Genomic DNA, 24150 nt, shown 5'->3' on the forward strand with positions numbered 1-24150 from the left:
CGTGCCGCGCACCTGTTGGTGTGTCGAGCCGGAGGCCCGGGTTGAAGCTTCGCTGTTTACAATCGGCTCAGCGCAGCTTCGTTCCCTTCTTTCAGAAAGCGGCCACCTGCAGATCGGCGCTCCTTCCATCCCCCAGGGAGATCCGCTCCTCGTGGGTGAAGATCTCGAACCTGTCGCTTCGCGCGATGGCCACAAGGGTGATGCCGCAGGCCTGCGCCGTCCGCACCGCAAGCGCCGTGGGCGCCGAAATGGCGGCGAGAACCGGCGCTCCCATGCGAGCAGCCTTCTGGACCATTTCCACGGAAACGCGGCTCGTGAGAAGCACCGCGCCCCGAGAGGCCGGCTGACCGGACCGGGCGAGAGCGCCCGCCAGTTTGTCCAAGGCGTTGTGGCGACCGACATCCTCGCGCAGGGCGACCAGACCCAGGTCCGGCCGCCAGAAGGCGGCGGCATGAACGGCCCGCGCCTCCCGATTGAGGCGCTGAGCGTCGGAAAGGTCGGCCATCGCCATGGCGATGGCCTTCGGCGGGAGGCGGAGGTCGCCCTGGACCGGCTCCGCGGCGCACGCCGCCTCCGCCAGGGATTCGATTCCGCACAGGCCGCAGCCCACCGGCCCGGCCAGGGCGCGCCGCCGGGCCCGGTAGGACTCGCCGCGGGCATCGGACAGCCACATCCGTATCTCGCACCCCAGTTCGTGCTCCACGATCTCCATCGAAGCCAGATCGCCAGGCGATGCGATGATGCCTTCGGAGAGGCTGAAGCCGACGGCGAAATCCTCCAGGTCCGCCGGCGTCGCCATCATCACCGCGTGTGCGGATCCGTTATAGGTGAAGGCGATCGGGGTTTCCTCGGGCACGACCCTCTCCCCCGCAGCGACGGCGTCCCCGGAGACGCTGACCCGCGGCAGACGGACGACGGGAGAAAGACGCGGGGTCATTCCGCTGCCTCGGGGATCCTGGCCCCCATCCGCTCGATCCTGATCGGGATCGACTTGGCGGCCGGCACCTTGCTTCGCTCCGCATGATGCCAAAGCGGGATCAGCGGATTGCATTCCGGATAGTAAGAGGCACAGCACCCTTCCGGCACGTCGTAGGGGGTGACGCGCATGTCGCTCACCTCGCGGCTCACGCCATCGTCCACCGCGGTCCTGAGGGTCACCATCTCGCCCTCCTCGAGGCCCAGGCGAGCCATGTCGTTCCGGTTCATGAGGATGACCCTGCGGGTGCCTTTGATCCCCCGGAAGCGATCGTGATAGCCGTAAACCGTGGTGTTGAACTGGTCGTTCGAGCGGACCGTCATGAGCTTCAGGATATCGCGGCTCTCCTCGGCAAGGCCGAGCGCCTCCTCCAGGCTCCGGGGCACGATGAAGTTCGCCTTGCCGGTCTTCGTCTTCCATTGGCGGTCGCGCGCCGCGACCGGACGCGGAAAGCCGCCCGGCTGCCACATGCGCTCATTGAAGTCGCGGAAGTCGTCCGGATAGGTCTCCTCGATGGCGTCCCGCACGCGGGCGTAGTCGGCGACCCACTCGTCCCAGGGCACCTCCTTCTTCGGGGGAAGAGCCGCTTTCGCCATCTCGGCGACGATCCTGGGCTCCGACAGGAGATCGGGGCTCGCCGGCCTGGCGTGGCCCTTCGAGCCGTGAATGCAGGTGGTGGAATCCTCGATGGACACGGCCTGCGGGCCGGTATCCTGCTCGTCGATCTCGATGCGCCCGAGGCACGGGAGGATATAGGCGACCTCGCCGTGGATCAGGTGGCTGCGATTGAGCTTGGTCGAGATCTGCACGGTCAGGCGCAGGCGCGACCAGGCGTGCTCCATGGCGGCAGTTTCCGGAACCGCGCGGACGAAATTGCCGCCCAGGCCCAGGAATGCCTTCACCTCGCCCTTGATGATGCCTTCGCAGGCTTCGACCGTGTTCATGCCGGTCTTGCGCGGCGGTTCGAAATTGTACTTTTCCTTCAGCTTGTCGAGCGGCACGAGCTCGGGCTTCTCGGAGATGCCGACAGTGCGCTGCCCCTGGACGTTGGAATGCCCGCGCACAGGACAGATACCGGCGCCCTCCTTGCCGATATTGCCGCGCAGGAGCAGCAGGTTGACCACCATCTGCACGTTCTCGACGCCGGTGCGGTGCTGGGTCAGCCCCATGCCGTAAATGCCGATCACGGCCTTGGCGCGTGCATATTCCGCCGCCGCCGCCTCCAGGGCCGCCCGGGGCAGCCCGGACTGGGATTCCAGATCGGGCCACCGGTAACTCCGCACGGCCTCGACGAAATCCTCGAATCCGTGGGTGTGCTCGGCGATGAAGGCGTGATCGAGGATGGGCGGCCGGCCTTCGGAGCAGGCCTTGTCGTCGCTCTCGACGAGGGCCTTGCACATGCCCATGATGGCCGCGATGTCGCCGCCCGCCTTGACCTGGTGATACTGCGAGGAGATCCGGGTCTCGGACCCGGTCAGCATCTCCGTCGGAGCCTGAGGATTGGTGAAACGCTCCAGGCCCCTTTCCCGCAGAGGGTTGAAGGTCACGATCGGAACGCCGCGCTTGGAGGCCTCCTGCAAGGGGTGGAGCATGCGCGGGCTGTTCGTACCGACGTTCTGGCCGAAGAAGAAGATGCAGTCCGTCTTCTTGAAGTCGTCGAGAAGAACCGTGCCCACGGAGACGCCGATGCTCTCGGGAAGGGCGACCGAGGTGCTCTCGTGGCACATGTTGGACGAGTCCGGCAGGTTGTTCGTGCCGTAGAGCCGGGCGAACAGCGCCCACATGTAGGATGTCTCGAGCGACGCACGGCCCGAGCAGTAGAAGATCACCTGGTCGGGGTCCTCGAAGCCCTGCAACTCACGCCCGATCTCGCGGAACGCCTCCTCCCAGCTCACCGGCAGGTAACGGTCGGATGCCTTGTCCCAGCGCATCGGATGGGTCAGACGCCCGGCCTCCTCGAGGTCATGGTCCGACCATGTCCTCAGCTCGGCGATCCGGTGCTCGGCGAAGAATTCCGGCGTAACCCGTTTCGTCGTCAGCTCCCAGGCCGTCGCCTTGGCGCCGTTCTCGCAATACTCGAACGGATGCGGGTCTGCCGGCTTGGCCCAGGCGCAGCTGACGCAGGCATAGCCGTCGGGCTTGTTCTGCTTGAGAAGAATGGCGTTGCCGGTGACCAAGCGCCCTTCCCGGGTCAGGATGCCCTCGACCGAACGGACGGATCCCCATCCGCCTGCTGGACCGGTATAGGGTTCGATTTTCGGCTTCTCGCTCATGAGCGCAAGACTCCCCGTTCGTGTCGTCTGGACGCGACGTTTCCACCCGTAATCGGGGTTAATGAACGGGAAGCCTGACTGTTCCGCAGCAGAGCTCGTTGTTCCCAATCGCCGAGAAGCCTTCGAACCGGGTTTCGAGAACACGTCCAACCTTGACGGAACCGCTCAAGCTATACCGCGTTCGCATGGTGCAAACCGGAAAGGAATCCGCCATGCGCAATCATGTCCTGACTTCAGCCGCCCTTCTGACCCTTCTCGCCATCCCCCTTGCCGCCTGCCAGACCGGCGCCGCGACCGGCGCCGCTGGCGGCGCCGTTGCGGGCGCCGTCGTCGGCGGCCCGGTCGGCGCAGCCGTCGGCGGGATCGCCGGTGCGGCCGCGGGCGGCATTCTGACGGCCGAGGAATCCACGCGCATGCGGACCTATGTCGTCTCGCAGCGGCGCCCCTCCGTCCGGGTCAGCGACGAGATCGTCGTCGGGCGGCCGCTCCCGAGCCGCGTGAGGGTCTATCCGGTTCCGCCGACCGTCGGCCTCCAGAACCCCTACAGCTACACGGTCGTGAACGACCGGACGGTGCTGGTCGATCCGCAGACCCGCGAGATCGTAGAGGTCATCGACTGAACGAAGGCGCGTTCGACCGAAAAGGGGCGGCTCTTCGGAGCCGCCCCTTTTCGTGGGAACTGTTCTGTTATCGGACCGAACGCGGCTCCGGCACGGTTTCCCGGGCGGCTTTCCCTCCCCGGCTCCCCCGGCTCTCCGCATAGGCCTTGGTGAACTCGGCGCCGTAGAGAAGGATGAGGGACGAATAGTAGATCCACAAAAGGATCGTGATGAGGGATGCCGCGGCACCATAAGTGGAGGTGACGCCGCTGCGACCCAGATAGTAGCCGATCAGAAATTTGCCCACCGTGAAGAGGACGCTGGTGACGAGAGCACCGGTCCACACATCGTGCCAGCGCAGGTCCACGGCCGGCAGCATCTTGAAGATCATCGAGAAGAGGAGAAAAGCGGTTCCGAAGGCGAAGATGCTGTTGAGGATCTGGAGGAGGACCGTGGCGCCGGAGAAAGTCGCTTCCAGATAGGCGCCAAGGGCGGAGAGCCCCGCATCGATGATGAGGGAAACGAGGAGCAGGAAGCCGATCCCGAGGACGAGCCCGAGGCTGAGCAGGCGCGTCCGGATGAAGTCCCAGATGCCGTAATGTGCCGGCGGCTGCGCCTTCCAGATGATGTTCAGATCGTCCTGCAGCTCCACGATGGCTCCGGTGACCAGGAGGAGGAACGTCACGATCCCCACGGTCATGCCGACGATCCCGGATCCGACATTGCTCGCATTGACGATCATGGCTTCCAGGGCAGCGGCCGATTGCTCGCCCGTGAGACCGCCGAGTTCATCCACGATCGCTCCCTGAGCGGCATCCATGCCGAAGACGAGCCCTGCCACGGCGATTGCGGCGAGCAGCATCGGGGCGAGCGAGAAGACCGTGAAGAAGGCGATGGCCGCGCCCAGGCTCATGGCACGGTCGTTCCACCACCCCTCGAAGGCCACCTTGAACAGCCGCAACGTCTCTGAAAACATCGATGAACCAAATCTGCTGCCCGGATCAGTGGCAGGTGCAACGGTGTTGATCCTGGTCGTCAACAGAATGGTCAGGCTTCTTGTTCCGCCGGTGAAATCCCGGCGCGGCGCGGGCCCGGGACCGGCGAGTTCCGAACTTAAAGCAGTCACACTCCTCGTCTTATCTGCATCCGCTCACCATGTGGAAAGAGACGGAGAAAGCGCTTGCTCGATTGGAATGAGATCGCGTCCTACGGCATCGAAATGGCCCCGGCCGCCTTCGCGGTGCTGGCAGCCGTGCTGGGCATATGGCTGGTCTGGCGCCTTGTGAGAGGTGCGCTGCGGCTCGTCTTCGGAGCGCGCGAAAGTCCTGCGGATGCCCCACGGCCTCGGAAGGCGACGGAAAGGAGAGAGCCGGTTCTGGGCCCTCCGGCAGCAGCTTCCGTCCCATCTCGCCCGGTCCCCGATGCTGCGGACGTCCTCGCTCTCAAGGCGAGCATCGATGCCCTGACACGCCAGATCGCCTCCCTCGAGAAAAAGCTGACCGTCCCCCCCGAAGCCCCGGCAGCGCTCAGCCCCTCCCGCACGACCGGCGGCGAAGACGCGTCACGAATCTCCGTGACGCCTCCCCTCTCCTCCTGAGCCCGGCCGGCTCACCCGCGGCCGACGAACGGCATCTTGGTGGCCATCACCGTCATGGTCTGCACATTGGCGGTCAGCGGCAGGCCCGCCATGTAGACCACCGCATCCGCCACGTGCTTCGGGTCGATGGTCGGCTCGGGAGCCATGGTCCCGTTGGCCTGGAGCACTCCCGTCGCCATCCGTGCCGTCATGTCCGTGGCGGCGTTGCCGATATCGATCTGGCCGCAGGCGATGTCGTAGGCCCGGCCGTCCAGGGACGCCGACTTGGTCAGACCAAGAACCGCGTGCTTCGTCGCGGTATAGGGAGCCGAGAGCGGGCGCGGGGCATAGGCCGAGACGGACCCGTTGTTGATGATGCGTCCGCCGCGGGGATCCTGGTCCTTCATGAGGCGGAACGCCTCCTGGATGCACAGGAAGGTGCCCGTCAGGTTGGTGTTGACCACGTTCTGCCACTGCTCGAAGGAGAGGTCTTCGAGCGGGATCGCCGGAGCGCCGATGCCCGCATTGTTGACGAGCAGGTCCAGCCTGCCGAAATTCTCCTTGGTCCTGGCGAACAGGGCCGCGACGGAAGCCGGGTCCGTGACGTCGGTCGGGACCGACAGCACCGATGTTCCCGGCGCCCGGACCTCGCGCTCCGCAGCCTCGAGCACCTCCGCCCGGCGCCCCGCCATGACCACCGTGTAGCCGGCCTCCAGGAGGCCACGGGTAATGGCCTTGCCAACCCCGGTCCCCGCTCCGGTGACGATGGCGATCTTCGCATTCTCAGCCATTCGGCTTTCCTCCCACCCCGTGAATTCGATCAATACGTCGCCCGTCCACCGGACACGTCGAAGACGCCGCCGGTGCTGAAGGAGCATTCCTCGCTGGCCAGCCAGCAGATGAGGGACGTGACCTCCTCCACCGCTCCGAACCGCCCCATGGGGATCTTCGAGAGCATGAAGTCGATATGCGTCTGGCTCATCTGGTCGAAGATCGGCGTACGCACGGCAGCCGGCGTTACGCAGTTCACGGTGATGTTGTTCTTCGCCAGCTCCTTGCCGAGGGACTTGGTCAGGCCGATCACCGCCGCCTTGGAGGCGCTGTAGGCGGAGGCGTTCGGATTGCCCTCCTTGCCCGCGATGGAGGCGACGTTGACGATGCGGCCGTAGCCGCCCTCGAGCATTCGCGGAACGACGGCCCGGTTGCAGTAGAACAGGCCGTTGAGATTGACCTCGATGACCTGGCGCCATGCGTCGACCGGATATTCCCAGGTCGTCGTGTTCGGCCCCGTGATGCCCGCGCTCGCGACGAGGATGTCGACGCCCCCCATGGCGGAAACGGTCTTCTCACAGGCGGCGCTGACCGCGTCCGGATCCGTGACGTCGACCTGAACCGCCGTGACGTTCGCCCCGATCTTCTGCTGCGCCGCCGCGATCGCATCTTGGCTCAGGTCCCAGAGGGCGACCTGCGCCCCCTCGCTCGCCAGCCGGGCGCAGACGCCCAGCCCGATGCCCGATGCTCCGCCGGTCACGACGGCCCGCCGGCCCTCGAACCGCTTAGGATTGCTCATTGTCGTTCCTCTCCCTGAAGCCCACGATCATTCGACGAAACGGCCGCCGAGTTCTTCCTCGATGTGAATGCGGATGATCTCGTCGAAGCTCTCCTCGGCCCGGAAGCCGAGTTCCCTGGCGCGGCTCGCATCGAAGCGCCGGGGCCAGCCCTCGACGATCTTCATGATGGTCGGGTCCGGCTCGCGCTTGATCCGCGCCGCCACCCGGTCGCCGGCGATGCGACGCAGGGCGTCGACCTGCTCGGCGACCGTCACGGAGACACCGGGCATCGTCAGGTTGCGCCGCGGGCCGAGCCGGTCGCCGTCCAGCGTGGCCGCATGAACGAGAAAGCCGACGGCGGAACGGGGCGAGGCATGGGTGTGACGCACGTCCTCCGGCACCGGCAATACGGCTTCCTGCCCGTTGAGCGGCTCCCGGATGATGCCGGAGAAGAAGCCTGAGGCGGCCTTGTTGGGTTTGCCGGGCCGCACGCAGATCGTCGGCAGACGGATGCCGACTCCGTCGAAGAAGCCGCGCCGGGTGTAATCCGAAAGCAGCAGCTCGCCGATGGCCTTCTGCGCACCGTAGCTCGTGAGCGGCGTCAGGAAGAATTCGTCGCCGATGGCATCCGGGAACGGGGCTCCGAACACGGCGATGGACGAGGTGAAGACGACCCGCGGCCTGTAGCCGTCCCCGATGGCGCGAATCGCATCGAACAGGTGGCGGGTGCCGTCGAGATTGATGCGCAGGCCCTTTTCGAAATCCGCCTCCGCCTCTCCCGACACGATGGCTGCGAGGTGGAAGATCACGGCGGGGCGGCTTGCCACGAGCTTTTCGGCCTCGCCCGGAACGGAGAAGTCCGACATGAGCGTCTTGACCGAGAACGGTGCATCCGGCGGCGCCTGGGGCTCGACGATGTCGTGCAGGATCGCGTGGTCGATCTTCCTTTCGCCGAGATGACCATCCTTCACGAGACGTTCGACAAGCTTGCGGCCGACCATGCCGGCCGCTCCGAGGATCAAGACTTCCATTGGCGAGCTTCCCTTTCGTGCGGCTTACTGTGGCTGCGAGCTTTCATCTTTGCAATGATACGATGCGATCTTAGCCACAATGTATGCGCAGCGCATTCGCTCGGTCTGCGCATTCGTGGTGCAGTGCAAAACAGGTCTTCGCAGCCCGTCTCGTCCCTTCAACCTTTCGCGGCTTGGGAAAAAGCGCGAGCCCGCCGCTTGATCTTCTCCCGATACTACTGGAATAATGTCTGCAATATCGCTGAAGGCCCGCATCAGACGGGCACATAAAAAGCGGGGGCTGGGAGGAAGTGCATGCTTCAACGCCGTTTCGCGGCATTGATGCGCCGGCGGCCTGTTGTCCGCGTTCAGGGATGGTCTCATCGCCAGACCCGCCGGCCGATCCAACCGATCACTGGAACCGAGCGGGTGCTTCATGGCCTCCGTTGAGATCCGGGACGTGAGAAAGGCCTACGGGGCCACGCAGGTCATCCACGGCGTATCGGTCGACATCCAGGACGGGGAATTCGTGATCCTGGTCGGCCCTTCCGGATGTGGAAAGTCGACATTGCTGCGGATGATCGCGGGACTCGAGAACATCACGGGCGGCGAGATCCGCATCGGCTCCAGGGTGGTGAACAATGTTCCGCCTAAAGAGCGCGACATCGCCATGGTGTTTCAGAATTACGCGCTCTATCCGCACATGACGGTCGCCGACAATATGGCGTTCTCGCTCAAGCTGAAGAACGCGCCGAAATCCGAAATCTCCACGAAGGTGAATCGGGCTGCGGAGATCCTCGGCCTGACGCAGCTTCTGGACCGCTATCCGCGCCAGCTTTCGGGCGGTCAGCGTCAGCGCGTCGCCATGGGCCGCGCCATCGTGCGTGATCCCCAGGTCTTCCTCTTCGACGAGCCGCTCTCCAACCTCGATGCCAAGCTGCGCGTGCAGATGCGCACCGAAATCAAGGCTCTGCATCAGCGCCTGAAGACCACGACGGTCTATGTGACGCACGACCAGATCGAGGCCATGACCATGGCCGACAAGATCGTGGTGATGCATGACGGCATCGTCGAGCAGATCGGCGCGCCGCTGGAGCTCTACGACCGCCCGGTGAACCTGTTCGTGGCGGGCTTCATCGGCTCCCCGGCCATGAACGTGCTGGAGGGGCGCATGGATTCCGGCGGCTTCGCTATGGGCGATCTGATCCTCCCGGTCCAGCACGCACCGGCGGCCTCGGCGGGCAGGCCCGCCTTCTACGGCATCCGGCCCGAACACTTCCGGCTGAGCGGCGAAGGATTGCCGATCGAGGTCGTGGTGACCGAGCCCACGGGATCGGAAACGCTGGTCGTCGCGAAAGCCGGCGGACGGGAGATCAACTGCGTCTTCCGCGAGCGCATCGGCGCCCGGCCGGGCGAAATCATCCATGTCCAGCCGGATCCGGCCCTCGTGCATCTCTTCGACAGGGAAACGGGCCAGCGCATGAACTGAGCTTCAGGCACGCGGCCCTGCCGGGAAGGCCGCGATGCTTCTCAAAAAACATCCCGGGCTGCGGAGGAAACGACGATGACACTGTCTAGACGCGATCTGCTTCTCGGGACCGCCAGCCTTGCGGTAGGCGCTGCAGGCGCCCCGCTCCTGGGTTCCCTTCCCGCCTTTGCGCAAGCGGCCGAACCTCAATATACACCGGAATCCGGCGCCTCCCTGCGCGTGCTGCGCTGGGCGCCCTTCGTGAAGGGCGACGAGGATCAGTGGATTGCCAACACCAAGAAGTTCTCCGACGCGACCGGCGTCGATGTGCGCATCGACAAGGAAAGCTGGGAGGACATCCGCCCGAAAGCGGCCGTGGCCGCCAATGTGGGCTCGGGTCCGGACATCATGCTGGTCTGGTTCGACGATCCGCACCAGTACCCGGAAAAGCTCGTTCCCGTCACCGATCTCGCCAACTATCTCGGCAACAAGTACGGCGGCTGGTACGACGGTCTCCAGGGCTATGCCAAGCGCGGCGATCAGTTCGTGGCTCTGCCCCTCGCGGCCATCGGCAACGGCATCATCTATCGCGACAGCATGATGAAGGCCGCAGGATTCCAAGAGTTCCCGAACGATACGGCAGGCTTCCTCGAACTGGCGAAGGCCCTGAAGGCCAAGGCGAAGCCCATGGGCTTCGCTCTCGGCAAGGCAGTGGGTGACGGCAACAACTTCGCGCACTGGATCGTCTGGAGCCATGGCGGCAAGATGGTGGACGAATCCGGCAAGGTCGTCATCAACTCGCCCGAAACCATCAAGGCCCTTCAATACGCCCGCGACCTCTACCAGCAGTTCATCCCGGGTACGGAGGCCTGGCTCGACATCAACAACAACCGCGCCTTCCTGGCCGGCGACGTCAGCCTCACGGCCAACGGCGTATCTCTGTACTATTCGGCCAAGAACGATCCCAAGCTCGCCGACATGGCGGCCGACATGCGTTCGTCCAACATGCCGATCGGGCCGATCGGACGCGCGGTGGAACTGCACCAGACGACCTCCGCCGTCATCTTCCAGCACACCAAGTTCCCGCAGGCAGCCAAGGCCTATCTCAAGTTCATGTACGAACAGCCGCAGATGTCGGAATGGATCAAGGCGTCGAGCGCCTATTGCTGCCAGCCGCTGAAGGCTTACGCGGACAACCCGGTCTGGACCTCCGATCCGCTCCACGCCCCCTATGCGAAGGCCTCGGAGACGCTCGTCCCCAACGGCCATGCGGGCCCGCTCGGCTATGCCTCCGCCGCCACCATGGCCGATTACGTGATGGTCGACATGGTGGCCGAAGCCGCCACCGGCCAGCGCTCGCCAGAGGAAGCGGCCAAGCGCGCCGAGACCCGCGCCAACCGCTACTACCGCGTCTGACGCTTGCAAGCCGTCCCTCCTTCAACCCGGGGAGGGACGGCCCTCAGCCAAGGAAAGTCCATGGCCCAAGCTGCCCTGCAAGAGAACATCGCAACACCCCAAGCGGCACAGGGTCCGTCCCTGCTGCAGAGCCGTGGCATGGTCGGCTTCCTCTTCATGCTGCCGGCCCTGGTCTTCCTGCTCGTCTTTCTCACCTACCCGCTGGGCCTCGGGGTCTGGCTCGGCTTCACGGATACGCGGATCGGGCGCGACGGCGTCTGGATCGGGCTGGAGAACTACCAACTCCTGTGGGACGATTCCCTGTTCTGGCTCTCCGTCTTCAACACGCTCCTCTACACGATCGCCGCCTCGATCCTGAAATTCGCCCTGGGCCTTTGGCTCGCCCTCATCCTCAACGAGCACCTGCCCTTCAAGGCGCTCTTCCGCGCCATTCTCCTGCTGCCCTGGGTGGTGCCGACGGTGCTCTCGGCCATCGCTTTCTGGTGGATCTACGATTCCCAGTTCTCGGTGATCTCCTGGGCCCTGCTCCGTCTCGGCGTCATCGATACCCCCATCAACTTCCTGGGCGATGTGGAGAACGCGCGCGCATCGGTCATCGCAGCGAATGTCTGGCGCGGCATCCCGTTCGTGGCGATCACGCTCCTGGCCGGATTGCAGACGATTTCGCCGTCCCTGCACGAGGCCGCGACCCTCGATGGCGCCACGGGCTGGCAGCGCTTCCGCTACATCACGCTGCCGATGCTCTCCCCTCTCATCGCCGTGGTGATGACCTTCTCGGTTCTGTTCACCTTCACGGATTTCCAGCTCATCTACGTACTGACCCGCGGCGGTCCGCTCAACGCCACGCACCTCATGGCGACCTTGAGCTTCCAGCGTGCCATTCCCGGCGGACAGCTGGGCGAAGGCGCCGCCATCGCGGTCGCCATGATCCCCTTCCTCCTCGCAGCGATCCTGTTCAGCTATTTCGGCCTTCAGCGCCGCAAGTGGCAGCAGGGTGGTGGCGACTAGCCTGCGGAGCCTGAAACCATGGGTGTGGTCACCAACGCCGTTCCCCGCAACACCGCCACGGCCGACGAGAGCGTCGGCATGAGCTATCTCGACCGCCTGCCGAGGCGGCTGGTGGTGGTGTATCTGCCGCTTGCGGTCTTCACCTTCGTGCTGCTGTTCCCGTTCTACTGGATGACGATCACGGCATTGAAGCCGAACCACGAGATGACGGACTTCAACAACTACAGCCCGTTCTGGCCCACCAGCCCGACGCTGGAGCACATCCGCTATCTCCTGTTCGAAACCTCCTATCCGGGTTGGCTGTGGAACACCATGCTCGTGGCGATCGGCTCCACGATCCTGTCGCTCGCAGCATCCGTCTTCGCGGCCTACGCCATCGAGCGCATCCGCTTTTCGGGCTCCCGTTATGTGGGTCTTTCGATCTTCCTCGCTTATCTCGTGCCGCCGTCGATCCTGTTCATCCCGCTGGCGGTGATGACCTTCAAGTTCGGCATCTACGATTCCAAGCTGGCGCTGATCTTCACCTACCCGACCTTCCTGATCCCGTTCTGCACCTGGCTGCTCATGGGCTATTTCCGCTCGATCCCGTTTGAGCTCGAGGAATGCGCCCTGGTCGACGGGGCCACGCGCTGGCAGATCCTGACCCGGATCCTGCTGCCGCTGTCGGTGCCGGGCCTGATCTCTGCGGGGATCTTCGCCTTCACCCTGTCCTGGAACGAGTTCATCTACGCCCTCACCTTCATCCAGTCGTCGGAGAACAAGACCGTCCCCGTGGGCGTGCTGACGGAACTGGTGCGCGGCGACGTCTACGAGTGGGGTGCGCTGATGGCCGGAGCCCTTCTGGGCTCGCTTCCGGTGGTCCTGCTCTATTCGTTCTTCGTCGACTACTACGTCTCGTCGATGACCGGTGCGGTGAAGGAATAGCCCACCGGGATAACCACGGAGTCGTCAATCTTGCAGGCGCCTTCTCCGTGCTAGTCTTCTCGTCCTGATGTCGGCCCGGCTCCGAAGGCCGGATGTATGAGCGGGAGGATCACATGAACAGGATCGGTGGCGGCTGCCTTCTTGCAGCAATCGGCGTGCTCTCGCTCGGGTCGGTCACGGGCGCCCACGCGCAGCAGGCCGGTGCGGCCGACATGACGTTCTTCGTCACCAGCGTCGGCTCGGGGAAAGGCGCGGATCTGGGTGGCCTCGAAGGCGCGGACCGGCACTGCCAGTCCCTCGCTGAAGCGGCGGGAGCCGGCGGGAAGACCTGGCGGGCCTATCTCTCGACTCAGGCCACGGGCGGCGCACAGGCCATCAACGCCAGGGACCGGATCGGGCGCGGCCCCTGGCAGAACGCCAAGGGCACGGTAATCGCCAAGGACGTGGCGGACCTGCACGGCGGCAGCAACAATCTCACCAAGCAGACCGCCCTGACCGAGAAAGGCGAGCCCGTGAAGGGCCGGGGCGACTCGCCCAACCAGCACGACATCCTCACGGGCACCCAAGCGGACGGAACCGCCTTTCCGGCCGGCGAGGACCGGACCTGCGGAAACTGGACCCGGAGCGGCACGGAGGGCGCCGTGATGGTCGGCCACCATGACCGCATGGGCCTCGACGACAGCGCGGCGGCGAAGTCCTGGAACGCATCACACCCGTCCCGGGGCGGCTGCAGCCAGGATGCGCTCAGGAGCACCGGCGGCGCTGGGCTGTTCTACTGCTTTGCCGCAAACTAGCTGGGGAAAGTCAGGGTTTCTTGCCGGTTTTCACCTTACGTCACCGGCCGGTCCTGGTTCATCGAGGCTTGACCACGCTATAAAATCCTTCATGAGCTACGGTTTCCTACCTAACCATGAGGGTGATCATGAATAAGAACGATCTCATCGAGTTCATCGCCGAAGAGCACGAGGTGACCAAGACCTTCGCTCGGGACGTGGTGGAGAACGTGTTCCAGGCCATCGCCGAATCGGTCCAGAAGGGCGAAGAGGTCGCAATCTTCGGCTTCGGCAAGTTCAAGATGGTCGAGCGCGGCGCCCGCAAGGGACGCAACCCCCAGACCGGCGAGGCCATCAAGATCGCCGCGTCCAAGAACGTGAAGTTCGAGGCTGCGAAGACCCTGAAGGAGTCCCTCAACACCAAGCGCCGCTCGCGCAAGAAGTAAGGCGACCCTGCGGACCTGCCCCGCAGGACCGGCGCATATCGGGCTCTGGCCCGATCCCGATCGGGGGCGATCATGGCCGGGGCTGTTCCCGGCCATCTCTGTTTCTAGCCCTGAACGGCAGGCCGCAGATCGATGGCGCGGATGAGGTCGTAGGACCTCTTGCGCGCCTCGTGGTCGTACATGGCCGAGGTCACCATCAGTTCGTCGGCCTTCGTCTCGTCGATCAGGGACTGGAGCCTCTTGCGCACCGTCTCCGGCGCCCCGACGAACAGCCGCTCCCGGTTTCTCCGGATCATCTCGCGGTCCGCGGGCGTGTATGGATAGGCCAGCGCCTCCTCGGGCGTGGGGATCGGCCCGAACTCGCCACGCATCCGCCGCACGAATCCGAGATCCGCACTCGCGGCCAGCCGCTCCGCCTCCTCGTCCGTCTCGGCGCAGATCACGGCCACCGTCAGGATCGCGTGCGGCTGCGCAAGCCACTGCGAGGGCTGGAAGCCGCGGCGATAGGCCAGCATCGCGTCCGTGGCGTCATGCGTCGCGAAGTGGTGGGCGAAGCCGAAACCCAATCCGACCTGTGCGGAAAGATGGGCGCTGTAGTCGCTGGAGCCCAAAAGCCAGATCGGCGGCAGCGGCACGCCCGACGGCATGATCTCGATCTTGCGGAACGGGTGATCGGGCGGAAAGCTCCTGGTCTCCAGCAGCAGCAATTCCTGGAGCCGCTCCAGGAAATCGTCGCGGCCCCGCTCCTCCTGCATCCGCCGCAGAGCATAGGACGTGACCGGATCGGTTCCGGGCGCGCGGCCGAGGCCGAGATCGATACGGCCGGGATAGAGCGCCTCGAGAAGCTTGAAGCGTTCCGCCACCATGAGCGGTGCATGGTTCGGCAGCATGACGCCGCCCGATCCCACGCGTATGCGCTCGGTGACGGCGGCGATCTGCCCGATCATGATGTCCGGCGCGCCGCTGGCGACGGACGGCAGGTTGTGGTGCTCGGCCACCCAGAACCGGGTGTAGCCCAGCTCGTCCGTGTGCCGGGCGAGATCGAGCGTGTTCCTCAGGGCCTGTGCGGGCGTGGAGCCCGATGTGACGAAGGACAGGTCGAGGACGGAAAGTGGAATCATGCTGACGGATCCGGAGACTGGCTTGAAGGGCCGTTGGAGGTTTGGACAATATGGGCCTTCAGCCGCGCCGATTCAGCCCTCCCCTTGAGAATGCCTCCCCATGACACAATTCGGCTGCGGACAGGAGATTGCAATGGACAAGCGTCGGCTCGGCCGCTCGAACATCATGGTTCCGCCCCTCTGCCTCGGCGGCAACGTCTTCGGCTGGACCGCCGACGAAGCGACATCGCTCAAGCTGCTCGACGCCCTCGTCGAGGCGGGCCTCAACTTCATCGACACGGCGGATGTCTATTCACGGTGGGCTCCCGGCCACGAGGGCGGAGAATCGGAGACCATCATCGGCAAATGGATGAAGGCGCGCGGCAACCGCGACCAGCTCATCATCGCCACCAAGGTCGGCTCCGAGATGGGCCCGGGCCAGAAGGGGCTGTCGAAGACCTATATCCGCTCTGCGGTCGAGGCCTCGCTGCGACGCCTGCAGACCGACCATATCGATCTCTACCAGTCCCACCGGGACGATCCCGATACTCCTCAGGCGGAGACGCTCGGCGTCTATGGAGACCTCATCAACGAGGGCAAGGTCAGGGCGATCGGCGCCTCGAACTTCACCGCGGCGCGGCTGAAGGAGGCCCTCGACACCAGCGCCAGGATGGGCCTGCCCCGCTACGAAAGCCTGCAGCCGCTCTACAATCTCTACGACCGTTCGGAATACGAGGGCGATCTCGAACGGCTCTGCCGGGAGAACGAGGTCGGGGTCATTCCCTATTACGGTCTCGCCGCCGGCTTCCTGACCGGGAAGTACCGTTCCGAAAAGGATTTCGGCAAGAGCGCCCGCGGCCGGAACATGGGCAAGTATCTCAATCCCCGCGGCGAGCGGATCCTGGCGGCGCTGGATCAGGTCGCCCTGCACCACGGCGTTACGCCGGCGCAGGTGGCGCTGGCGTGGCTGATGGCGCATCCCGGCATTACGGCGCCGATTGCCAGCGCAACGAGCCTGGAACAACTCGAGGATCTGGTCGCGGCAACGCGGCTTCGCCTCGACGCCGCAGACATCGAGAAACTCGACCGGGCAGGAGCGGAGGCATAGTCCTCCGTGGGGGGATTGGAAGGCATCTTCTGTCGGCGAGCCATCCCGCACACGCATGGCAGCCTTCCGTTGCGCTGAACGGAAGGCTCATTATCTCCTCCAGACCTGTGCAATATCCAATTTCACAGTCTGAAAGAGGACAATATGAGCGCCGATCCGAACGCCTTGTTCCAACCCTTCACCCTCGGTGACCTGACGCTGCCCAACCGCTTCGTGATGGCTCCCCTCACCCGCAACCGTGCAGCGCCGGTAGGCGACGTGCCCGGACCTCATGCGGCCACCTATTATGAGCAGCGCGCCAGCGCGGGCCTCCTCATCTCCGAAGGCTCCCAGATCTCGCATCAGGGACAGGGTTATCTCCGCACGCCCGGCATCTATTCGCCGGAGCAGGTCGCCGGTTGGCGCAAGGTGACGGATGCGGTGCACAAGGCCGGCGGCCGCATCTTCATTCAGCTCTGGCATGTGGGCCGCGTGTCCCACACCTCTCTTCAGCCGAACGGCGACGCTCCTGTCGGGCCTTCCGCCCTGCGCGCCAACACCAAGACCTTCATCGACGGCGGCTTCGCGGACGTGTCGGAGCCCCGGGCACTCGACCTGTCGGAGATCCCCGGCATCCTGCGCGATTACGAGCAGGCCGCCCGCAATGCGAAGGAGGCCGGTTTCGACGGCGTCGAAATTCACGCCGCCAACGGCTATCTCCTCGACCAGTTCATGAAGGACGGCGCCAACAAGCGCACCGATGCCTATGGCGGCTCCATCGAGAACCGCGCCCGCCTGACCATCGAGGCGACGGAAGCCGTGTTGAAGGTGTGGGACAAGGGCCGCGTCGGCATCCGCCTGTCGCCTGCCCAGGTGAACGACGCGGCGGATTCCGACCCGCAGGCCCTCTTCAGCCATGTGGTCGAAAGGCTCGACAAGCTGGAGCTCGGCTACATCCACATGATCGAGGGCGCCACGCAAGGCGACCGCAATGCGGTGCCCGTGGATTACGAAGGCCTGCGCCGGTCCTTCCGCGGCGCCTATATCGGCAACAACGGCTACGACCGGACCATGGCCACGGAAGCCGTCTCCAGCGGCCGCGCGGATCTCGTCGCCTTCGGCCGTCTCTTCATCGCCAACCCGGATCTCGTCGAGCGCTTCCGGCTGAACGCGCCCCTCAACGAGCCCGAGCGGGCGACGTTCTATGGCGGCGATGCGAAGGGCTATACCGACTATCCGGCCTTGGACGAGGCCGCATAGCGCCGGCTGCACTGAGCACCGGACCCGGAAACGGCCTTCGTTTCGGGTCCGATGCTCTTAGTCTTCCATACAGTCCACGCAGATTCCGCGCTTGATCCTGCGGTCCAGTTCCCGGCTCCGCCGCTCCAACGCCTGCTCGCGAGGGGTCGGGCCGACGGAGTTCGGGGCTGCGGTTCCGCCCGCGCCCGGTCCGGCATTGGCCCGCGTACCGGTGCCGGTGTTCTGTCCGGCGCCGGACGTTCCCGCCGCGCCGCCCGTGCTGCCCTCCGAACCGGGAGCGCGAATGGGCGGCGTCAGGGCCCCTGAAGGGGCGTCGGGGGATGTCGGCTGGTTGGACGGCGATGTGGTGGTGCCGGTCGGACCGCTTCCCGTTGGAGCCGTCCCGCCGGTTGCGGCGCCACCGCCCGTCGCGCCGCCGCCCGTCGAGGACGAACTCCCCGATTGCGCCAGTGCCGTGCCTGTGAGGAGGAATGCGGCAAGTGCCGCCGAGATCGTCAGATAGCGCATGAAACCTCCCCACATTCGGATACGGGGAGACAACTCCAAATCCAGGCGTCAGTTCGTTTTCCGCCGCCAGACGACAAGGCTGACCGGCACGCTCGGGTCGAGAACCCGGCGCGGTCCCGCCTCCATTCCCCACTCCGACAGAATCGTCTCGGCGCTCGCGCCCCTGTCGCAGCGCGAGAACAGCGCGACGCCCTCGGGTATGCGCGCACCTTCGGCGCGAGAGAGGTGAAAGGCGTCGTAGCCGATATCCAGGAAGAGATCGAACACCCGGCGTCCGCCCGGCACGGCAACCTGCCCTCCCCGGGGGAGCACCTGACGGATGGCGTCGCTCCACGCGAGAGCCTGTGGGTTCCACCACCAGCCGTCGGCTCGCCGCTCCAGCCCGGCGGAGGATGAAGACACGACCAGGCGCAGCCTGCCCCTCGGGTTGGGATTGGCCTCATGCCCCAGCCGCCCGAGCACCGTCACGGCGGATCGGTCGAGCCCGTCCTGGAAATAAGCCCAGTCGACCTCGTTGCGCAGCACGTCGGGCATCCGCCCCTCTGCATCGGCAATGCGGTCGTCGTCGGAGACGATGGCATATCCATGGATTTCGACCGCCGCCACACCGTTCTCCCTGACACGTCCCGCCGCGAATCCGCTCAGCGGACGGGTTTTGCCCGATCCGCAGGGCCGGAGGCAATGGCTGCCCGCATGAGAATGAGGAGAACCAGGGCGTTGAGGACATGCCAGAGGAAATGCGTTCCGATGGGCAGCGCGGAGCAGAGTGCGTCGTCGATGGAGCGGAAGAGGAGCGAAACCGCAAAGACGACGGCGGCCAGAAGAAGAGCACGGCCTGCGACGCGCCTGTCCCTCAGCAGGCAGAGCGCTCCAACGGCGACGAGAGCAAGCGCCGCGGGGAAGTAGCTCACGGAGCCGTTGAGGGTGAGCCCGGGGAACACGCCGAGCCAGAGGCGGACGAAGAGCGAGTTGAACAGGCCGAAGAGCACGGTCACGGCGATGGCCGCCACCCATCCGAGGCGAAGGTAGCGGCGCAGCGCCAGCAGGAAATAGCTGTAGATGAACACCGCGATCGGGATCACATCCGCCATGACCGACCAGCGGTTGGCGAAGGTGTGGAACAGAAAGCTGCCGATGCCCACAGCGGCGGTGACCGCGATCAGCCACAGTGCGGCAAGGTCCCGGCCTCCGGCCCGCCGCCACAGGAAAAAGGCGTAAGCCGCCGCGAGAACGAACGCCCCGTTGGTGATCGCGTTGAGAGGCTCGGCCCAGAAACCGGCACCGATCCGCTCGCAGTAATTGTCGATGGGCGTGGACCAGGAGGTCGGCATGGCTAAAGGCCTCGGGAGGATGGCCTGCTCTAGCATCTCGGACCGCTTCTGAGTATTGGCCTTCGTTCGGCTTAGGATGTTATTCCAACGGCTAACTTGAACCGTGCGATGCTTGGCAGCAGGATCTATTGAAATACTGTTTCATATACGGGGAGGTCCCGTGTGAGAAGAAAGACAGTATGGGTATGGGAGGGCTGCCATGGAGAAGCGTCAACTCGGCCGGTCCGGCATTGAGGTTCCGATCCTCTGTTTCGGTGGCAACGTCTTCGGCTGGACGGTGGATGAGCCCACCTCTTTCAGATTGCTGGACGTGGCCTTCGCGGCTGGTCTCAACTTCATCGACACGGCCGACATGTATTCCATCTGGGTTCCCGGCAACCAGGGCGGTGAATCGGAAACCATCATTGGCAACTGGATGAAGGCGCGCGGGAACCGCGAAAAGGTCATCATCGCCAGCAAGGTCGGGGTGGAATTGTCCCCCGACCGCAAAGGCCTCTCGAAGGCCTATATCAGGAAGGCCGTGGAGGCATCCCTGAAGCGCCTCCGGACCGACTACATCGATCTTTATCAATCCCACATCGACGACAAGGCCACGGCCCTCGAAGAGACGCTCGAAGCCTATGGCGATTTGATCCGGGAAGGGAAAGTGCGGACCATCGGCGCATCGAATTACAGCGCCGAGAGGTTGAGGGAGGCTCTCGCGGTCAGCGCCAGAACCGGACTGCCCCGATACGAGTCCCTACAGCCTGAATACAATCTCTACGATCGCGAGAACTTCGAAAGCAGCGCACAACAGGTCTGCCGCAGCAGTGGACTCGGGGTGATTTCCTACTCTTCCCTCGCGAGCGGCTTCCTGACCGGAAAGTACCGTTCGGAACACGATTTCGGGAAGAGCCCGCGCGGTCACGGAATGGGGAAATACCTGAACGATCGGGGGCTGCGCATCCTGAAGGCGCTCGACCGCATCGCGCGGAAACACAAGACGGGGCAAGCCCAGATCGCCTTGGCCTGGCTCCTGGCCCGTCCAGGCCTGACATCACCCATTGCAAGCGCAACGACGGTCGAGCAAGTCCATGATCTGATCGCGGCAACCAAGCTCACCCTCGAGAGGTCGGATATCGACGCTCTCGACGAAGCTTCAGCCACAAAAGCAGTTCAGTTCGAACCCGCCTAGCGCGGGCTCCATCTGCATCCTCGACCTTGCCAGACGAGCCGCGACGTCCGATGAAGACGTACGGCAGTAAGAAGGTCGAACGATGAGAATAGCCACCTGGAACGTGAACTCCATCAAGCAGAGGTTGGACCACCTCGTCACCTTCGTGAAGAGCGCGGAGCCCGACATCGTCTGCCTGCAGGAGCTCAAATGCGTGGACGAGGCGTTCCCGCGGGCCGAGATCGAGGCCCTCGGCTACAATGTCGCCACCCATGGCCAGAAGGCATATAACGGCGTTGCGATCCTCTCCAAGCGCCCGCTCGAAGACGTGCGCCGGGGGCTGCCGGGCGACGAGAGCGACGAACAGGCGCGCTATCTCGAAGGCGTCGTCTCCACATCGCAGGGAGTCGTGCGGGTCGCCTCGATCTATCTGCCGAACGGCAACCCCATCGGAACGCCGAAATTCGACTACAAGCTGGCCTGGATGGACCGGCTGACGGCCCATGCGCGCAAGCTCCTGGCCCTGGAGGAGCCGCTCGTCCTGTGCGGCGACTACAACGTGATTCCGGAGCCGGAGGATGCTGCCGATCCTGCCGCCTGGAAGAACGACGCCCTGTTCCAGCCCGAGAGCCGGGCCAGGTTCCGCGCGCTCCTGAACCTCGGCTTCGGTGACGCGGTCCGCTCCTGCAGCGATCAGCCCGGGCTCTATTCGTTCTGGGATTATCAGGCCGGCGCCTTCCAGCGGAACCACGGCATCCGCATCGACCACCTCCTGCTCTCGCCGAACGCGCAGGATCGGCTCAAGACGGCCTCGATCCGCAAGGAGGTCCGGGGCTGGGACAAGCCCTCGGACCACGTCCCCGTGATGGTCGATCTCGACGTCGAGTAGGCGGAATACGCTGCCCGCCGGCCGATCTATCGGCGGGACTGGATGTACTGCTCCAGAAGCGCCAGGGCGAGCTTGCGGTCGCTTTCGGCCGAATCGGCGAAGGCTTCCTCGTAGAGCTTGTCGATCCAACGATCCTTAGCGGAACCGGAGCTGCCTTCGCGGGCGAGGGTCAGCCACATCAGGCCCTTGGCCGTCTGGCGCGGAACGCCCTGTCCGTTGATGAGCAGGTGCCCGAGGAGGGCCTGAGAGGCCGGGTGGCCCTTCTCGGCCGCCAGATTGAACCAGCGGGCCGCGCGGCGCGCGTCCTTCGCGACGCCGGTTCCCTCGAGATAGAGGCGAGCGAGGTTGTACTGCGCGTTGGGGTCGCTGAAATACGACGCCGCGTAGCTGAACATCTCGACGGCGCGCCGGGGATTGGCGCTCACATAGGTGCCCTTGATCCCGTCCAGGAAGTAGCCGCCGAGCGCCACGAAAGCGCTGGAGACGACGGCCGCATTGGGTGAATCGGGGCTCTCGTCCGCATTCTGGTCCGCGAGCTTGGAGAAATACTCGAAGGCCTTCAGGTCGTCGTGCTCGACCCCGTCGCCGTCGGCATACATGCGGCCGAGCTTCCACAGGGCGAGAGTATGCCCCTGCCCCGCCGCGTATTCGAGGGCCTGGGCGGCCCCGACCTTGTCGCCCGCATTGTAGTCGCGCATGCCGTTGCGCAGGGCCTCGCGCGCCGAGCTGTACTTGACGGCGGGCGTGATCTTCGGGCCGAGCGTGGGAAGTGCCGGGGTGAGCGTCGGCGCGAGCGGCTGCGGACGCGGTGCGGCGTCGAGCGCATGGGCGGCCCCCGTTCCCAGGAGGCCGACACCGAAGGAGATGGCGATAAGGCTAGACGTCCGCATAGGTTTCTTTTTCTGCGGCTCCGCCGGGATGAGTGACTGCCCCATCCCGCGCAGGACCCACTGTTTGCGCATATTTCCAGAGATAGCCCGAGGTCGACAAGGTCTCGCGGGGTTTCCACTCGGCGCGGCGGCGCGCCAGCTCCTCCTCCGAGAGCTCCACGTCGATGGTGCCCTTGATGGCATCGAGAACGATGATGTCGCCGTCCCTGATGAGGCCGATGGGGCCTCCGACCGCCGCCTCCGGCCCCACATGGCCGATGCAGAAGCCGCGGGTCGCGCCCGAGAAGCGGCCGTCCGTGATGAGCGCCACCTTGTCGCCCATTCCTTGGCCGTAGAGGGCCGCCGTGGTGGAGAGCATCTCGCGCATACCGGGGCCGCCGCGCGGCCCCTCGTAGCGGATCACGAGCACCTCGCCCTCGTTGTACCGGCGATGGGTCACGGCGTCGAAGCAGGCCTCCTCGCCGTCGAAGACCCGGGCCGGGCCGCGGAAGGTCTGCTTCTCGGTCGGCATGCCCGCCACCTTCACGATGGCGCCTTCGGGAGCGAGGTTGCCCTTGAGGCCCACGACGCCGCCCGTCGGGGTGATCGGCCTGTCGGCCGGATACACGACGTCCTGATGGTCGTTCCACTGCACCGAGGCGAGATTCTCCGCCATGGTGCGGCCGGTCACGGTCATGCAGTCGCCGTGCATGTAGCCGTGGTCGAGAAGGGTCTTCATGAGGAGCGGGATGCCGCCGACCTCGAACATGTCCTTCGCCACATACCGGCCGCCGGGCTTGAGGTCCGCGATGTAGGGCGTGCGCTTGAAGATGTCGGCCACGTCGAAAAGGTCGAACTTGATCCCGGCCTCGTGGGCGATGGCCGGCAGATGGAGGGCCGCGTTGGTCGAGCCGCCGGAGGCGGCCACCACCGTCGCGGCGTTCTCGAGCGCCTTGCGGGTCACGATATCGCGCGGACGGATGTTCCTGGCGATCAGCTCCATGATCATCTCGCCGGCAGCGGCGCAGAACCGGTCGCGGATCTCATAGGGCGCCGGGGCGCCGGCCGAATACGGAAGCGCTAGCCCGATGGCCTCGGAGACCGTCGCCATGGTGTTGGCGGTGAACTGGGCGCCGCAGGCGCCAGCCGACGGGCAGGCCACCTGTTCGAGCTCGGTCAGGTCCTCGTCCGACATCTCGCCGACGGAATGCTTGCCGACGGCCTCGAAGATGTCCTGGACCGTGACAGCCCGTCCCCGGAAATTACCGGGTAGGATCGAACCGCCATAGATGAAGATGGAAGGCACGTTGAGGCGCACCATGGCCATCATCATGCCGGGCAGGGACTTGTCGCAGCCCGCCATGCCGACGAGCGCGTCGTAGGAGTGGCCGCGCATGGTCAGCTCGACCGAATCCGCGATCACCTCGCGGGACGGGAGCGAGGACTTCATGCCCTGGTGGCCCATGGCGATGCCGTCGGTGACGGTGATGGTGCAGAACTCGCGCGGCGTGCCCCGGGCGGCGGCGACGCCCTTCTTCACCGCCTGGGCCTGACGCATGAGGGAGATGTTGCAGGGAGCGGCCTCGTTCCAGCAGGTGGCGACGCCGACGAGGGGCTGCGCGATCTGCTCGCTGGTGAGTCCCATGGCGTAGAGATACGAGCGATGGGGCGCGCGCGCCGGCCCGACCGTCACATGACGGCTCGGCAATTTCGATTTGTCGATCTGGCGCGCATCCATGGACGTCACTCTTCCCCATTTGGCTTCTCAGCCTAATTCCGACTGGTTACGGAACCTTCGTGATCTGCCATGTGCTACGCCGCCGATGCAACGACCCCGAAAGGAGGACCCCTCGGCGATGCCGGAGATCCCATTCCTGGTGCGTTCGTCATAAAGCGTTGGTTCAAAAGCACTTTATCGATGATCTTCAGGTGCGC

General features: G+C 65.1%; 24 protein-coding genes. 12 read left to right on the plus strand and 12 right to left on the minus strand.

What is annotated here, in order from left to right:
* Positions 1 to 91 precede the first annotated feature (91 nt).
* Together fdhD and ACFOYU_RS20965 are read right to left on the minus strand one after the other, a co-directional pair.
* Positions 92 to 937, minus strand: coding sequence for a formate dehydrogenase accessory sulfurtransferase FdhD (gene fdhD, locus ACFOYU_RS20960; RefSeq protein WP_377035111.1), 846 nt, complete (start codon positions 935 to 937; stop codon positions 92 to 94).
* Positions 934 to 3249 carry an FdhF/YdeP family oxidoreductase gene (locus tag ACFOYU_RS20965; RefSeq protein ID WP_377035112.1) on the minus strand — a complete coding sequence of 772 codons (2316 nt, stop codon included), beginning with the start codon at positions 3247 to 3249 and terminating at the stop codon, positions 934 to 936. Before ACFOYU_RS20965 ends, fdhD begins: the two co-directional genes overlap by 4 nt.
* 212 nt (positions 3250 to 3461) lie before the next feature.
* Here ACFOYU_RS20965 and ACFOYU_RS20970 point away from each other — a divergent pair, with 212 nt between their 5' ends.
* The gene (locus ACFOYU_RS20970; protein ID WP_226740365.1) at positions 3462 to 3869 is read left to right on the plus strand and encodes a DUF1236 domain-containing protein; all 408 of its coding nucleotides are present in this window, start codon (positions 3462 to 3464) and stop codon (positions 3867 to 3869) included.
* A 67-nt stretch (positions 3870 to 3936) separates the two neighbouring features.
* On the opposite strand, the gene ACFOYU_RS20975 is transcribed toward ACFOYU_RS20970, so the two are convergent.
* The gene (locus ACFOYU_RS20975; RefSeq protein WP_377035113.1) at positions 3937 to 4824 is read right to left on the minus strand and encodes a YihY/virulence factor BrkB family protein; all 888 of its coding nucleotides are present in this window, start codon (positions 4822 to 4824) and stop codon (positions 3937 to 3939) included.
* Between the two features lie 204 nt (positions 4825 to 5028).
* Between ACFOYU_RS20975 and ACFOYU_RS20980 the strand changes: the two genes are divergently transcribed.
* Positions 5029 to 5445 carry a hypothetical protein gene (locus ACFOYU_RS20980; RefSeq protein WP_377035114.1) on the plus strand — a complete coding sequence of 139 codons (417 nt, stop codon included), beginning with the start codon at positions 5029 to 5031 and terminating at the stop codon, positions 5443 to 5445.
* Between the two features lie 11 nt (positions 5446 to 5456).
* Here ACFOYU_RS20980 and ACFOYU_RS20985 read toward each other — a convergent pair whose 3' ends face one another.
* From ACFOYU_RS20985 to denD, 3 genes are read right to left on the minus strand one after another with little or no spacing between them, the layout of a single operon-like run.
* The gene (locus tag ACFOYU_RS20985; RefSeq protein ID WP_377035115.1) at positions 5457 to 6215 is read right to left on the minus strand and encodes an SDR family oxidoreductase; all 759 of its coding nucleotides are present in this window, start codon (positions 6213 to 6215) and stop codon (positions 5457 to 5459) included.
* A 29-nt stretch (positions 6216 to 6244) separates the two neighbouring features.
* On the minus strand, positions 6245 to 6994 hold the full coding sequence (locus ACFOYU_RS20990) for an SDR family NAD(P)-dependent oxidoreductase (protein ID WP_226740357.1): 750 nt from the start codon (positions 6992 to 6994) through the stop codon (positions 6245 to 6247).
* Between the two features lie 27 nt (positions 6995 to 7021).
* On the minus strand, positions 7022 to 8005 hold the full coding sequence (denD, locus tag ACFOYU_RS20995; RefSeq protein WP_377035116.1) for a D-erythronate dehydrogenase: 984 nt from the start codon (positions 8003 to 8005) through the stop codon (positions 7022 to 7024).
* A gap of 415 nt (positions 8006 to 8420) precedes the next feature.
* Here denD and ACFOYU_RS21000 point away from each other — a divergent pair, with 415 nt between their 5' ends.
* The 6 genes from ACFOYU_RS21000 to ACFOYU_RS21025 all read left to right on the plus strand — a co-directional run bounded on the left by ACFOYU_RS21000 (position 8421) and on the right by ACFOYU_RS21025 (position 14019).
* Positions 8421 to 9473: an ABC transporter ATP-binding protein gene (locus ACFOYU_RS21000; RefSeq protein WP_226740353.1), complete on the plus strand. Its 1053-nt coding sequence runs from the start codon at positions 8421 to 8423 to the stop codon at positions 9471 to 9473.
* A 75-nt stretch (positions 9474 to 9548) separates the two neighbouring features.
* Positions 9549 to 10868, plus strand: a complete 1320-nt coding sequence (locus ACFOYU_RS21005; RefSeq protein WP_377035117.1) for an ABC transporter substrate-binding protein — start codon at positions 9549 to 9551, stop codon at positions 10866 to 10868.
* 138 nt (positions 10869 to 11006) lie between these two features.
* The gene (locus ACFOYU_RS21010; RefSeq protein WP_377035158.1) at positions 11007 to 11876 is read left to right on the plus strand and encodes a carbohydrate ABC transporter permease; all 870 of its coding nucleotides are present in this window, start codon (positions 11007 to 11009) and stop codon (positions 11874 to 11876) included.
* 18 nt (positions 11877 to 11894) lie between these two features.
* On the plus strand, positions 11895 to 12800 hold the full coding sequence (locus tag ACFOYU_RS21015; RefSeq protein WP_226740347.1) for a carbohydrate ABC transporter permease: 906 nt from the start codon (positions 11895 to 11897) through the stop codon (positions 12798 to 12800).
* 113 nt (positions 12801 to 12913) lie between these two features.
* A complete protein-coding gene (locus tag ACFOYU_RS21020) occupies positions 12914 to 13594 on the plus strand; it encodes a hypothetical protein (RefSeq protein ID WP_377035118.1) in 681 nt (226 codons plus the stop codon).
* Between the two features lie 128 nt (positions 13595 to 13722).
* On the plus strand, positions 13723 to 14019 hold the full coding sequence (locus ACFOYU_RS21025) for an HU family DNA-binding protein (RefSeq protein ID WP_226740344.1): 297 nt from the start codon (positions 13723 to 13725) through the stop codon (positions 14017 to 14019).
* A 104-nt stretch (positions 14020 to 14123) separates the two neighbouring features.
* Here ACFOYU_RS21025 and ACFOYU_RS21030 read toward each other — a convergent pair whose 3' ends face one another.
* A complete protein-coding gene (locus tag ACFOYU_RS21030) occupies positions 14124 to 15140 on the minus strand; it encodes an LLM class flavin-dependent oxidoreductase (protein ID WP_226740342.1) in 1017 nt (338 codons plus the stop codon).
* A gap of 133 nt (positions 15141 to 15273) precedes the next feature.
* On the opposite strand from ACFOYU_RS21030, the gene ACFOYU_RS21035 reads away from it, so the two are divergent.
* The gene (locus tag ACFOYU_RS21035) at positions 15274 to 16227 is read left to right on the plus strand and encodes an aldo/keto reductase (RefSeq protein WP_377035119.1); all 954 of its coding nucleotides are present in this window, start codon (positions 15274 to 15276) and stop codon (positions 16225 to 16227) included.
* 144 nt (positions 16228 to 16371) lie between these two features.
* On the plus strand, positions 16372 to 17466 hold the full coding sequence (locus ACFOYU_RS21040) for an alkene reductase (protein ID WP_226740339.1): 1095 nt from the start codon (positions 16372 to 16374) through the stop codon (positions 17464 to 17466).
* Positions 17467 to 17523: 57 nt separating this feature from the next.
* Here the strand turns inward: ACFOYU_RS21040 and ACFOYU_RS21045 are convergent, their stop codons facing one another.
* From ACFOYU_RS21045 to ACFOYU_RS21055, 3 genes are read right to left on the minus strand one after another with little or no spacing between them, the layout of a single operon-like run.
* The gene (locus tag ACFOYU_RS21045) at positions 17524 to 17973 is read right to left on the minus strand and encodes a hypothetical protein (protein WP_377035120.1); all 450 of its coding nucleotides are present in this window, start codon (positions 17971 to 17973) and stop codon (positions 17524 to 17526) included.
* 48 nt (positions 17974 to 18021) lie between these two features.
* Positions 18022 to 18579: a hypothetical protein gene (locus tag ACFOYU_RS21050; protein WP_377035121.1), complete on the minus strand. Its 558-nt coding sequence runs from the start codon at positions 18577 to 18579 to the stop codon at positions 18022 to 18024.
* 35 nt (positions 18580 to 18614) lie between these two features.
* The gene (locus ACFOYU_RS21055) at positions 18615 to 19304 is read right to left on the minus strand and encodes a ceramidase domain-containing protein (protein WP_377035122.1); all 690 of its coding nucleotides are present in this window, start codon (positions 19302 to 19304) and stop codon (positions 18615 to 18617) included.
* Positions 19305 to 19503: 199 nt separating this feature from the next.
* Here ACFOYU_RS21055 and ACFOYU_RS21060 point away from each other — a divergent pair, with 199 nt between their 5' ends.
* Positions 19504 to 20478: an aldo/keto reductase gene (locus ACFOYU_RS21060; protein WP_377035123.1), complete on the plus strand. Its 975-nt coding sequence runs from the start codon at positions 19504 to 19506 to the stop codon at positions 20476 to 20478.
* Between the two features lie 82 nt (positions 20479 to 20560).
* Positions 20561 to 21346 (plus strand): exodeoxyribonuclease III, encoded by a 786-nt coding sequence (gene xth, locus ACFOYU_RS21065; RefSeq protein ID WP_377035124.1) that lies wholly within the window; start codon positions 20561 to 20563, stop codon positions 21344 to 21346.
* 26 nt (positions 21347 to 21372) lie between these two features.
* Here xth and ACFOYU_RS21070 read toward each other — a convergent pair whose 3' ends face one another.
* Positions 21373 to 22236 (minus strand): tetratricopeptide repeat protein, encoded by an 864-nt coding sequence (locus tag ACFOYU_RS21070; RefSeq protein WP_377035125.1) that lies wholly within the window; start codon positions 22234 to 22236, stop codon positions 21373 to 21375.
* A complete protein-coding gene (gene ilvD / locus ACFOYU_RS21075; protein WP_226740325.1) occupies positions 22223 to 23953 on the minus strand; it encodes a dihydroxy-acid dehydratase in 1731 nt (576 codons plus the stop codon). The genes ACFOYU_RS21070 and ilvD overlap by 14 nt, the downstream gene beginning before the upstream one ends.
* Positions 23954 to 24150 lie beyond the last annotated feature (197 nt).

The organism is Microvirga sp. GCM10011540 (assembly GCF_042650665.1).
Taxonomy (GTDB): domain Bacteria; phylum Pseudomonadota; class Alphaproteobacteria; order Rhizobiales; family Beijerinckiaceae; genus Microvirga; species Microvirga lenta.